Raw genomic sequence first — 12,392 nt, 5'->3', positions numbered from 1 at the left:
GGGAGACTCATCATGAAGAACATACGTGCGCTGGTGATGTTGGTGGTTGCGGCGGTGGCGGGACTCGGCGCGGTAGCGGTAGCGTCGCGCTGGCTGATGGACAGATCGTCGGGCATGACCACCAGAGTCGCGGTCGCCGCCGTCGATATCAGTTTGGGGCAGCGCCTTAACCCCGATTTCATCAAGATGGTCGACTGGCCGGCAGGCAGCATACCGACCGGTGCGTTCAGCGATACGCAGAAACTCGACGGACGTGTGATGAAAAACAGTGCGTTGCGCGGTGAGCCGATTCTGGAAGGTAAGTTGGCGCCTGTCGGTACGCAGGGAGGGTTATCGGCGGTGATCGCTGACGGCAAGCGCGCGATCACGGTGCGCGTCAACGATGTGATCGGCGTGGCGGGTTTTGCACTGCCTGGAAACTATGTCGACATCATCGTCAGCACGCAGCAAGACAAAAGCAGCACGAACAAATCGGGCAACGACGAAAGCATTTCCAAGATCGTGCTCGAAAAAATTCTGGTGCTGGCCGTCGCGCAGGAAGTGGGCCGTGACGAAACCAAACCCAAAGTGGTCAACGCAGTCACGCTCGAAGTCACGCCTGACCAGGCGGAAAAACTCGACCTCGCGCGCAGTGTCGGCACGCTGTCACTGGTGCTGCGCAACCAGGTGGATACCGCATCGCTGCTCACCGGCGGTGCCACGAAGGTCACGCTGCTCGGCACGCCAGCCGTGCCGGCCTCGGCGCCCGCTGCTTTGCCCGCGCGTCCTGCGCGCGTGCACTACGCCGCACGACCAGCGGCAAAGCGGGACTGCGTCGGAGTGCTATCTGGTGTGTTGGGCAGCGTTGAGTGTTTCTAGTCCGGACCGGCAGCGGCATCCGCGAAGACGGGCCGCTGCAACGGGCACCACGAAGACAAAGAACGGAAGTCTCGATTGACCGATATCGGGTAACGGGGGCATGAAAAAATGAAGACGAAACTGGGGTTCTCATCCGGCGGTGCGATGCGTAGCCGCTCGCTCGGCGGCGTCGTACTCGCCTCGGCGCTGTGCACCGGATTGCTTGTCGCGCAAAGCGGCGCAGCGCAGGAAGCGGCCGAAGTTCCGGCGCTTGCCAAGGCCAGGCCAAATGCGCCGTTGCCGTCGGGCCGTGGGCCAATGCCGATGATGGTCAGCATGGCGCCGATGCCGGCCGGCGGAGCGGCCGGCGCCGCAGCCGCCGCGCCGCTGCGCGGTCCGAACTGCACCGGCGAGATCCATGATGAAACCAGTGTCGTCGTACCGGTTGGCAAGTCGACACTCCTGCCTCTCGCCGAACCGGCACGCAACCGCACGCTCGGCAATCCGACGATCGTGCAAGCTACGCTCGTGTCGCCGCGCACGCTCTATCTCGTCGGCATGGCGGTCGGCACGACCAACATGATCGTGCAGGGACGCAGCGGCGGATGTCAGATGATCGACGTGATTGTCAACATTGACGCCAATGGCGTGCAGCAATCGCTTGGGCAACTGTTGCCCAATGAGCGCAGCATCCGGGTATCGACCGCAGCAGGCAACCTGGTGCTCGGGGGGCATGTATCGAGTTCGCCGGCTGCCCAGCAGGCGATGGAGATCGCGAAGGCCTACGCGGACGCACAGCCCACCCAGCAATCGCAGGCGGGGTCCGGGAGCATAGGCGGCATGCCTGTGAACCAGCAGAGTTCGAGCACCAGCAAGTCGGCCGAAGTGATCAACATGATGACGGTCGATGCACCGCAGCAGGTGATGCTCGAAGTCAAGGTCGCCGAGGTGTCGAAGACACTCATCAACCAGCTGGGCTCGGCGCTCAATATTCAGGGCGGCTTCGGTTCATGGAGCGGTGCGCTGGTGAGCAACCTGCTGGCCGGTGTGACGAGCGTCATCGCGGGCAGCAAGGCGAACAACCGCCCGTTTAACTTCGCCGTCGATGCGCAGAAAACTGACGACCTCGTCAAGATTCTCGCCGAACCGAATCTCGTCGCGATCAGCGGCCAGGAGGCGACCTTCCTCGCTGGCGGCAAGATCTTCATTCCGGTGCCGCAAAGCAGCGGTACAGGCGTGACGAGCATTACGCTCCAGGAAGAGGAATTTGGTGTCGGCCTGAAGTTCACGCCGACCGTGCTTTCCAACGGCCGTATCAGCCTGAAGGTTGCACCCGAGGTGTCCGAGCTGTCGCCGACTGGCATCACGGTTAGCGCGTCCAACGTGAGCGGTGTGTCGATTCTGCCGCTCATCACGACCCGTCGCGCGTCCACCGTCGTCCAGATGAGCGACGGCGAGTCGTTTGCGATCGGCGGACTGATGAAGAGCAACGTCACCGGCGCGCTGAAAGCCATTCCCGGCATTGGCGAAGTGCCGGTGCTCGGTGCACTGGCGCGCAGCACGTCGTTCCAGCAGGACTTGACGGAACTCGTGTTCATCATCACGCCGCATCTCGTCAAGCCGCTGCAAACCGCGGACCTGCCACTGCCCACGGACAGCTTCTCGCAGCCGAACGAGGCCGACGTCTACGCGACCGGCAACATGGAAGGCCGTCACCCGAAAATGCGTGCCGCGCCTGCCGAGGCTGCCCCGGCCGCTTCGCCGATGCCTGCCCCTGCTTCGGTGAGCCCGTCGGCACCGCAGCCCTCGCCTGAACCGGCGCCACAAGCGCCCGCTGTGCCTGCTACGACGGCGTTGCCGCCGCGTGGCCCGCAAGCAGCGGCAGCGAGTCCCATGCTGACAGCGGCGGCCAGCACCGCGGCGCCGTCAGCGGCTGAGACCGAACAGGCGGCCCGTGCCGCCCGCATCGAAAGCTCCGCGAAACAGATCGCCTCACGCAACGCCCGGCAAGAAGTCGCGAAAGCGGATGCTTCAAGTCAGCCGGCTGAACATTGATGTGACGCCCAAGGGGAATTTCATGAAAAACGAACACTTTGCTTTCGCACGCTGGGCCGCGCTCATCGTGCCGGTCTGCGCGGCGCTCAGCGGTTGCATGTCCAGCACGCCGATCTGGGACGCACATTTTGGCCAGGCACTCAAAGCCGTCACGCAAGCGCAGATCATCGATCCGCACGCGGCAGAACACGCGCAATCGGCACAAGGAATGGACGGCAAGTCCGCCGCTTCAGCGATGGACACCTACGACAAGTCGTTTCAACAACCTGTGCCGTCACCGAATGCATTCGTCATCGGTGTCGGAAGCGGGAGCGGCGGCGGGGCCGGCGGTCAGTAAGAACAACATGGACGGGAGATCGTCATGCGTGGCGTAATCAAATCGGGTGCTTGCGGTGCGGCTCGTCGGGGCGAGCGCGGCGTCGTCGCGATCATCGTCGCACTGACGCTCGTGGTGCTGATCAGTTTTGCCGGTTTGGCCGCCGATCTAGGCAAGCTGTATATCGCGAAGAGTGAATTGTCCAACGCCGCCGACGCCTGCGCGTTGGCGGCATCGCGCGATCTCACGAAGGCGTTGTCGCTCGCGACACCCGAGGCGGCGGGTATAACGGTTGGCGCGGCGAATCGGGTGTTGCTGCAGAGTGAAAATGTGTCGCTCGCGACTAACAGCAACGTCACGTTCAGCAAGTTGTTTGTTGGCCCGTATTTGACCCAAAGCCAATTTAGTGCAGCAGACGTGCCGAGCATCGGCTTTGTGCGTTGTACCGTGACCCGCGCCAAGATCAGCAACTGGTTCATGCAGGTTGTCAGCGCGACGCTCGGTACATCTGCCGTTGCAGCTACCGCGGTCGCATCGACCACGCAGTCGCAAACGACATGTGCGCTGCCGGTGGCCGTTTGCAAGGCGCCAGCCAGCACCCCCTACAACGTGGGCGATTGGCTGCCCAGCAAGGTGGGCTCGAATAATCAGCTGACCGGTAACTTCATGTGGGTCGCGTATCCTGGTCAGAACGTCCCGGACATGAAAACCCTACTCACGGGATCGGGGCAATGCACGTTACCGGCGGTTGGCACTCAGGTTGGAAAGACCGGCAACATTCAGAGCATGGACGGTGCCTGGAATACCCGCTTTGGGATTTACCAGAATCCGTACAATCCCCCGCCGAATCCCTCCGGTGTATCCGATTTCACCGGCTTCGCATACTCGCCCGTGACCCAGCTCAATGGGGTTATTCCGACGCGGAATGTGTTTCCGGATTTCCGTGACAATCAGCGGCCGAACCACATCGCTTACCAGGGCCAATCGGCGGCGAACCTCCTTGATGTTAAGGGAACTACCCAATCAGCTATCTACTACTCCAGTGGCACTGACCGGCGACTTGCGCTTGTGCCGGTGGTCGACTGTTCAGCGTTACAAAACAGTCAGACAGCTGCCATTCAATCGTGGGCCTGCGTGCTGATGCTTCACCCGATGGAGAAGAACAACAATGGCGCACTCAACGGCACGATCTATCTGGAGTATCGAGGCGATGCGTCTGACCCGACCACGCCCTGCGCGTCGCAGGGCATCCCAGGCAGCACGACCGCCGGCATCGGGCCGATGGTGCCAGTGCTGGTGCAATAGGAGAGCAATCATGCGCTATCGCACCCAATCCATGCGCCGCATGCGGGGCATTGTGGCCGTCGAGTTCGCTCTGGTGGCGATCCCAATGATCATCCTTCTGTTTGGCATCGCCGAATTCGGTTACGCGTTCTATCAGTACAACACGATCGTCAAGTCGGTGCGCGATGGGGCGCGCCTGTTGTCCGCATACGATCCCACTGATACAACCAACTATCCGATCGGAGAAGCCCAGTGTCTGGTTATTTACGGCACGACGGACTGCTCGGGCTCGCCGCTCGTCAACGGTCTGCAGAAGAGCATGGTCGTGGTCTGCGATCAGGTGAGCAACACCGGCTGCACTGGGCAATTCAAGAATGTGCAAACCAATCCGGCCGCCGAAACGATCAATCTCGTGCAAGTGAAAGTGACCGGATATCCGTACGCGCAGATCACCGGGTTTTTCAATCTAGGCGGGTTGATATTCGGAGATATCAGTTGCGTGATGAGGCAGGTGCTATGAGCAAGTTCAATATCCATCGTCTGCCCGGCGCACGGCGTCAGCGAGGCGTCGCCGCACTCGAATTCGCCCTTATATCCACCATTTTCTTCACGTTGCTGATTGGCGTCATGGAGATGGGGCGCGTGCTGTTTTACTGGAATTCGGCAGCAGAAGCAACGAGGCTGGGTGCCCGGGTGGCCGTGGTTTGCGACATCAACAGCAGCCAGTCGGCAAGCAACCCCGTGATCAAGGATATGCAGCAGATGTTGCCGATTCTGCAGCCTTCCAACGTCACCGTGACTTATACGCCGTCGGGTTGCGACGCCTCGTCGTGCACCGCGGTCACGGTTGCCGTGGCCAACGTCACGGTCAATACGGTGGTGCCTTTTGTGCCATTTACGCTGTCGATGCCGCCATTCACGACGACTTTGCCGAGAGAAAGCCTGAGTAGTGTGAACGGCACCAATCCTACTTGTAATTAGCACGTCGCCGACTTACCGGGAAGAACAAAATGATCGATATTCTCACGAATTCATCCGATCCAGCGCAGGCCAGTGCGATTGCGCGAATCGTCGGGGCGGGAGATTCCCATCACCGCGTCAAAACATCGAAGGCAGGGCTGGCCGACCTATGCGCGCATCAGCAGGTGCTCGATGGCGTCGATTTGCTGATTCTCGATGGCGCGCTGATGACACAACAGGATTTCGACACACTCGCTGCGCTCACCGCGCAGCACACCGATCTGACCTGCATGCTGCTGGCACCGTCGCCGTCGGCCGATCTGCTGATTCGCGCCATGCGTGCCGGCGTGCGCGATGTGCAGCAGTGGCCGGCCGACCCCCAGGAACTGCAGCACGCCGTCGAAAGGATCGCCCGCAAAATTACCGGCACGCGGCGCGAAGGCAGGGTGATCTCGTTTGTGTCATGTAAAGGTGGAAGCGGCACCTCATTTTTAGCGGCCAATCTGGGTTTTGCCGCCTCGGCAGTCGGCAAGCGAGCGCTGCTGATCGATTTGAATCAGCAATTCGGTGAAGCTGCTTTTCTGGTGTCGGAAATCACGCCGCCGGCCACGCTGGCCGACGTCAGTGCCCAGATTGACCGGCTTGACCCCGCGTTTCTCGATGCGTGTCTGACCCACGTCAGCGACAGCTTTGATGTTCTGGCTGGTGCAGCCGATCCGGCCAAGGCGAAAGAAATCAAACCGGAACACTTGCAGCGCATTCTGAATCTGGTACGGCATCAATACGATCTGGTTATTTTCGATATCGGCCAGAGCATCTGCAACGTGACGATTGCGGCACTCGACCAGAGCGACTGCATTTTTCCGGTGCTGCAACTGAGTTTGCCCTATCTGCGCGGCGGCCACCGGCTGCTCGATATCTTCCGCTCACTCGGCTACCGCGGCGACAAGGTGCGCGTGCTGGTCAACCGCTACGAAAAGAAAGGGCCGGTCGGGTTGCCTGAACTGGAGAAGGCACTGGGCCTGCGGGTGGCCGGTGTGATTCCTGAAGACCGTGCTTCGGTGTCAGCGTCGATCAATCAGGGCGTGCCGATTCTGCGGCTCGCCAAATCGAGTGGCGTGGCAAAAAGCCTGAGCGAACTGGTGCGCAACCTGTTGCTGCCGCCGTCGCCGTCGCCGCCGTCGCCGGCAAATAGCGGGAGCGCCGCTTTGCGGAAGATTTTCGGCAAGCCGATGTTAGGCAGGGCCTGAGTTAAAGGAGCGGAAAATGGAAAACGTCATGACACTGCGTGAGCAATTTTTTGAGCAAGGCGATCTGACCGCGCACGAGCAAAGCCTTAACCGGAACAGAATGGCCAAAAGAGCGTATCAGGAGCTCAAGAAAAACGTCCATCAAGCCGTTATCGACCGCGTCGAACTGGAAAAACTCCAGCGCCTTTCGAACGAACAGATTCAGCATGAACTGGCACAGTTGGTCGAGCGTATTGTCGAAGAAGACAACATCCCGATGAATGAGGTCGAGCGGCAACATCTGGTGCGCGACGTGCGTGACGAGATGCTCGGCTTTGGCCCGCTTGAACCGCTGCTGGCAGATCCGACGATCTCCGACATCCTGGTCAACACGTACAAGCACGTGTATATCGAGCGGCGCGGCAAGCTGGAACTGACCGATGTCACGTTTTACGATGACGCGCATTTGATGAAAGTGATCGAAAAGATCGTATCGCGCGTCGGCCGCCGCATTGATGAATCGAACCCGATGGTGGACGCACGTCTGCCTGACGGCTCTCGCATGAATGCGATCATTCCGCCGTCGGCGATCGATGGCCCGCTGCTGTCGATTCGCCGTTTCGCCGTCAACCCGCTGACGGTGAAAGACCTGGTTGAATATGAAAGCCTCACGCCACCGATGGTTCAGGTGCTGGAGGCGCTGTCCGCCGCCAAGATGAACGTGCTGATTTCGGGCGGGACAGGCAGCGGCAAGACGACTTTGCTCAATGTCCTGTCAGGGTTCATTCCGTCCGACGAACGTATCGTGACGATCGAGGACGCTGCCGAGCTTCAGATGCGCCAGTTGCACGTGCTTCGGCTCGAAACGCGTCCACCCAACATCGAAGGCAAAGGGGAGATCACGCAGCGCTCGCTGGTGCGCAACGCGTTGCGGATGCGGCCTGACCGGATCATTCTGGGCGAAGTGCGTGGCGCCGAGGCGCTGGATATGCTGCAGGCGATGAACACGGGGCACGAAGGCTCGCTCGCGACGGTGCACGCCAATACTCCGCGAGACGCACTGACGCGGCTCGAAAACATGATCGGCATGGCCGGGCTGAATCTGCCGCCCAAGGCTGCTCGCCACCAGATCAGTTCGGCGATCAGCGTCATCATTCAGGTGGCCCGTCTTACCGACGGACGCAGAAAGATAACCAGCATTCAGGAAATTACCGGCATGGAAGGCGAGATTATCAATTTGCAGGAAATCTTCACTTTCAAGCGCGCTGGTGTGGATAAAAACGGAAAGGTTTGCGGGCACTTTTGCGCAACGGGCGTGCGGCCGAAATTCTCCGAGCGATTACAAGCGTTTGGCGTGGCGGTGCCGGATACGTTGTACGACCCGACACAGCACTATCCCGTGTAACAGCGGCAGACCAAGAACGAGCGGCAAGACGGCGGCCGCGGCGGAAAGGCCGCGGCGCCATTGTGAGAGATATCGTCATGAACTTTCTATTCTACGGTTTCGTCATCCTGGTGTTCTTTTCGATCATTTTGCTGATCGAGGCCACCTATATCTGGTGGCAAAGCCAGCACAGCGGTGCCGCGAGGCGCGTCGAAAGCCGCATCCGCATGATGTCCGCAGGGGGGCACGGCAATGACAAGGCGGTGTCGATTCTCAAGCAGCGCGAGCTGAGTGCGTCACCGCGGATGACCCGCTTGCTGCTGCGGGTGCCGCGCATCCATGTGCTCGATCGCTGGCTGGTTCAGTCGGGGCTGAACTGGTCGATTGGGAAGTTCCTTTCTTACACTCTGTTTCCGCCGCTCGTGGTGTGGATGGTCGGCAGCATGATCTACGTTCCGGCGCTGGCGTTACTGACGGCGACGCTGCTTAGCGCCGTCTTTGCGTCGTTCAAGGTCAACCGGGCCAAGGCCCGGCGGCTGAAGCAGATCGAGGAGCAATTGCCTGAGGCTGCCGACATGATCAGCCGGTCATTGCGGGCCGGGCATTCGTTCTCGACGGCCCTCGGCATCGTGGGCGATGAGATGCCCGAGCCGATTGGCGGCGAATTCCGCACGGCATTCGACGAAATCAACTTTGGCGTGCCGCTCAACGACGCGCTGGGAGCGCTGGCCAACCGCGTACCGATCAGCGACCTGCGCTATTTCGTGATCGCGGTACTGATTCAGCGCGAGAGCGGCGGTAACCTGGCCGAAATTCTCGGCAATATCAGCCAGATTATCCGCAGTCGGCTGGCGCTGCTCGGCAAGGTCAGAGTGTTGTCGTCTGAAGGCCGTTTGTCGGCCTGGATTCTGGGGATTTTGCCGTTCGCCTTGGCATTGATTCTTTCGATTGTTAATCCGGGCTTCCTGCGCGTCTTGTGGACCGATCCGGCCGGCATAAAAATGATCGGCGTGGCGCTGGTCATGATGATGTTCGGTCTGATCTGGATGCGGAAAACCATTCGCATCCATGTTTGATGAAAACCCGGCATTTTCATTTTTTGGAGATGGGTCGATCCCATGCCCGCCATGAAAACTGAACAACTCATACTGCTGGCCGTCGTTTTTGCGATCGTCGCCATTGCCACGTTTGGACTGATGGCGCTGCTCATGCCGAATTCGATACACCGCCGCCTTGGCCAGCTCACGAGCATCGGCCAGCTCTCGCCGGAAACGGCGGACGGCGCGGGCGCACAATGGGCAAGGAAGATTGCGCAGGCTTCAGCGCCGATCGCCAAACTTTCGATTCCCAAAGAAGGCTGGGAGCATTCGGTGTTGCGTAGGAAATTCATGCACGCAGGATGGCGCAGTTCGTCTGCCCCAGGGGTTTATTTTGCCGCCAAGACGCTTTTGGTCATTGTGCTCCCCCTTAGCTGTCTGGTGGCGGCTGGCCCCTATCTGGCGAACGATAAAAGTTACCTGTTCATTATCGTGCTGCTGGTGCTGGCGGGAATCGGCTATTACCTGCCCAATGTCGCCTTGGCACGCCAGGTGCGCCTGCGGCAGCAGACCATTTTCGAGGATTTTCCAGACGCGCTGGATTTGCTCACCGTTTGTGTGGAGGCGGGTCTCGGATTGGACGCGGCGCTTATGAAAGTGGCCGACGAGATGCACCTCAAAAGCCGAACATTGAGCGACGAATTGCAACTGCTGCTGCTTGAACTGAGAGCTGGTTTAAACAAGGAAACTGCGCTCAAAAACCTGGCACTGCGCACTGGCGTCGAAGAGTTGGAGGTGCTGGTAGCGATGCTGATTCAGGCGGAGCGCTTCGGCACCAGCGTGGGCGATTCGCTGCGCGTGCATTCGGAAAACCTGCGGCTCAAGCGGCGGCTTCGGGCTGAGGAAGCCGCCGGAAAAATTGCTGTCAAATTATTGTTTCCGCTCATTTTTTGTATATTCCCGACACTGATGCTGGTATTGCTCGGCCCGGCTTTTATTCAGGTGTTTCGCGTGCTGCTGCCGACGCTCTCCGGCTAAACAGGTGTCGGCGCATCGCCACTGTGACTGGAGAGTGAAGCTCCAGACGAACGCGTGGAGGTCGTCAAGCTCCGGTTTATGCTGAGCATCAAGTTGGCGCCTTATGACCAATTTGTTGCCGGGCAACGGGGACTGAACGTCACCGACCTGAAATGCCTGGAAGTGGCTTATTACGATGAGGTGCAACCCGTCACGTCCGGCTGGCGATCGAAGAACCGCAACCTGGTCGATTTTGATGACACGTTCGATAGCCGAGAACTGCAAAGCCTCGAAAATTGCCTATGTGGAATGGTGAAGATCATTGATAACTACATGGCCAACAATCGGCCGGATAACGCCAACAAACGCAACGCCGCGACCTAACGAGAATAGACGGGGAAAGCATGGCCATGATCAACACCGAAACAGTGGGGCTTGCAACACCTCCTGCCGATGCATCGGCGCGCACTACACCTGACACCGCGCCGCGCTCGCGCGACGCATTGCTCGAACTATCGGCACGGACCGGCACAGCCGTACTGTTGAGCGTGTTCGCGTACGCGGCGATCCAGCACTGGCGTGCGGATTCCGGACGTATCACGCTGTTGCTGCTGATGGTGGAGGTGTGCTTCACCATCGGTCTGTCGCTCTTCACACGGGTTCCGATGCGGCGTGACTGGACACCGTTTGCGTTCCTGTGCTCGATGGGCGGTACGTACTACTTTCTCGCCGTTCAGTTGGGACCTGGCGTGCGGCTTGTGCCGGAAGCCGTCGGCGCGTCGCTTCAGGTGTTCGGCATCTGCTGGCAGCTGTTTGCAAAGGCTTCACTACGGCGTTCGTTCGGTATTCTGCCGGCCAACCGGGGAGTCGTGTCGTGCGGCGCCTATCGGTTCATGCGGCATCCGATGTACTTGGGATACCTCGTAACGGACATCGGCTTTCTGATCGCAAACTTCGGCGTGCAGAATTTGCTCATTTACGGAATCCAGTTCGCCCTCCAGGCAGGTCGAATTTATCGAGAAGAACGGCTTCTGTCGACCGATGCAGCCTATCGCTCGTACAAGGGCAAGGTTCGCTACCGCGTGATTCCAGGTTTGTTCTGACCGAGGATAACTAATGCCGTCAACACCAAAACGGCGCTTGCGCGGCGCAGAACAGGCTGCGAAGATCGCGTTAAAGCCGTTCTTTCCTCTGATGCTTTTCATTTTCCCGACGCCTCCGGCCGTGCTGATCGGCCCGTCGGCGATCCAGGTCGTGGGCCAACGGTTCCCGACCATGGCCGCCAGGTCGGACGGCAGAGCGAATGAACGCACCGTATTGACCGGGGAATCACATGTTTGCGTCGAGCTCGTTTCCTGAACTGCTGCACCACGTGACCCACTGGCTGGGCGGCTACGCGCTCGTGCTGGGGATGATGGCAATGGGCGCGGCGCTGGAGCGGCGCTGGCCGGCCGAGTTATTGCAATCGCGCGCCGGGATGCGCTTTAACGTCGTCTACGCAGCACTGTATCTGGCGCTCGCGGAAGCAATGCGGCCGCTGATGGCGGTGGCCAGCGTCGCGATCGTCAACGCGCTCGGTGGCGGCTGGGTCGTGCTGGCCTCGCGGGGGTGGGGCGCGTTGGCTTCCATCGTGATCGTGCTATTAACGGTCGATCTGCTGGAATATACATTTCACCGTTTGCAGCATGCGTGGCCCGTGCTGTGGAAGCTGCATTCGTTGCACCACAGTGCCGCCGAGTTCAATATCACAGTGACGTTCCGGCATCACTGGCTCGAGGTACTCATCAAGGGCTGCCTGCTTTATCCGGTGGTAGGCGTGCTGTTCAAGGTCGAGCCGTGGATCCTCGGCGTGACCGCGATCATTTTCACGTTCGGCAATTACTTCGCGCATATGAACCTGCATGTCGACCTTGGCCGCTTCACGACATGGGTCAACAATCCGCAATACCACCGCCTGCATCACTCGAACCGCGTCGAACATTTCGATCGCAACTTCACTCAACTGCTGCCGCTGTGGGACCACCTGTTCGGCACGCTGTGGGTGCCGGCGAAGCACGAATGGCCGGCCACCGGTCTGGACGACGGCGCGCAACCGCGTTCGCTGCTGGGGGCACTCGGCTGGCCGCTGCGCTCGTATGCTGGCATGAGTACCGGTTCGGACGGCAGGCGTGTCGAGATTCTGGAAAAGTAGGCGAAATTAAAGCGATCCGGAGCGCCACCGGCCTGAAGACTCGGCGCGCAACTCGTACCGGAGACGATCGGCGCCGCGTCGC

The 12,392-nt window shown here is 60.0% G+C and carries 13 protein-coding genes; all 13 read left to right on the top strand.

All coding sequences use genetic code 11. The annotated features are described in order from the left end of the window. The first annotated feature begins 12 nt into the window (after positions 1 to 12). The 13 genes from cpaB to AYM40_RS30760 all read left to right on the top strand — a co-directional run bounded on the left by cpaB (position 13) and on the right by AYM40_RS30760 (position 12,310). Positions 13 to 858 (top strand): Flp pilus assembly protein CpaB, encoded by an 846-nt coding sequence (gene cpaB / locus AYM40_RS30825; protein WP_063499798.1) that lies wholly within the window; start codon positions 13 to 15, stop codon positions 856 to 858. Between the two features lie 108 nt (positions 859 to 966). Continuing rightward, a complete protein-coding gene (locus AYM40_RS30820; protein ID WP_063499797.1) occupies positions 967 to 2,892 on the top strand; it encodes a type II and III secretion system protein family protein in 1,926 nt (641 codons plus the stop codon). A gap of 22 nt (positions 2,893 to 2,914) precedes the next feature. Continuing rightward, positions 2,915 to 3,229: a hypothetical protein gene (locus tag AYM40_RS30815; RefSeq protein WP_063500821.1), complete on the top strand. Its 315-nt coding sequence runs from the start codon at positions 2,915 to 2,917 to the stop codon at positions 3,227 to 3,229. A gap of 24 nt (positions 3,230 to 3,253) precedes the next feature. Next, positions 3,254 to 4,513 carry a TadE/TadG family type IV pilus assembly protein gene (locus AYM40_RS30810; RefSeq protein ID WP_063499796.1) on the top strand — a complete coding sequence of 420 codons (1,260 nt, stop codon included), beginning with the start codon at positions 3,254 to 3,256 and terminating at the stop codon, positions 4,511 to 4,513. A gap of 10 nt (positions 4,514 to 4,523) precedes the next feature. Then, the gene (locus tag AYM40_RS30805; RefSeq protein WP_063499795.1) at positions 4,524 to 5,012 is read left to right on the top strand and encodes a TadE/TadG family type IV pilus assembly protein; all 489 of its coding nucleotides are present in this window, start codon (positions 4,524 to 4,526) and stop codon (positions 5,010 to 5,012) included. Further along, complete coding sequence (locus tag AYM40_RS30800; RefSeq protein WP_063499794.1) at positions 5,009 to 5,473, top strand: TadE/TadG family type IV pilus assembly protein; 465 nt, start codon at positions 5,009 to 5,011, stop codon at positions 5,471 to 5,473. Before AYM40_RS30805 ends, AYM40_RS30800 begins: the two co-directional genes overlap by 4 nt. Before the next feature lie 29 nt (positions 5,474 to 5,502). Then, positions 5,503 to 6,702, top strand: coding sequence for an AAA family ATPase (locus AYM40_RS30795; RefSeq protein WP_063499793.1), 1,200 nt, complete (start codon positions 5,503 to 5,505; stop codon positions 6,700 to 6,702). A gap of 28 nt (positions 6,703 to 6,730) precedes the next feature. Further along, positions 6,731 to 8,086, top strand: a complete 1,356-nt coding sequence (locus AYM40_RS30790) for a CpaF family protein (RefSeq protein ID WP_063500820.1) — start codon at positions 6,731 to 6,733, stop codon at positions 8,084 to 8,086. A 77-nt stretch (positions 8,087 to 8,163) separates the two neighbouring features. Next, the gene (locus AYM40_RS30785; protein ID WP_063499792.1) at positions 8,164 to 9,141 is read left to right on the top strand and encodes a type II secretion system F family protein; all 978 of its coding nucleotides are present in this window, start codon (positions 8,164 to 8,166) and stop codon (positions 9,139 to 9,141) included. 42 nt (positions 9,142 to 9,183) lie between these two features. Beyond that, positions 9,184 to 10,140: a type II secretion system F family protein gene (locus AYM40_RS30780; RefSeq protein WP_063499791.1), complete on the top strand. Its 957-nt coding sequence runs from the start codon at positions 9,184 to 9,186 to the stop codon at positions 10,138 to 10,140. 78 nt (positions 10,141 to 10,218) lie between these two features. Continuing rightward, on the top strand, positions 10,219 to 10,503 hold the full coding sequence (locus AYM40_RS30775; RefSeq protein ID WP_082855522.1) for a hypothetical protein: 285 nt from the start codon (positions 10,219 to 10,221) through the stop codon (positions 10,501 to 10,503). A 26-nt stretch (positions 10,504 to 10,529) separates the two neighbouring features. Then, positions 10,530 to 11,222 (top strand): methyltransferase family protein, encoded by a 693-nt coding sequence (locus AYM40_RS30770; protein ID WP_082855521.1) that lies wholly within the window; start codon positions 10,530 to 10,532, stop codon positions 11,220 to 11,222. A gap of 230 nt (positions 11,223 to 11,452) precedes the next feature. Beyond that, positions 11,453 to 12,310: a sterol desaturase family protein gene (locus AYM40_RS30760; protein WP_063499788.1), complete on the top strand. Its 858-nt coding sequence runs from the start codon at positions 11,453 to 11,455 to the stop codon at positions 12,308 to 12,310. Positions 12,311 to 12,392: the final 82 nt, after the last annotated feature.

The organism is Paraburkholderia phytofirmans OLGA172 (assembly GCF_001634365.1).
Taxonomy (GTDB): domain Bacteria; phylum Pseudomonadota; class Gammaproteobacteria; order Burkholderiales; family Burkholderiaceae; genus Paraburkholderia.
This window is presented reverse-complemented; position numbering and strand designations above follow the sequence as displayed.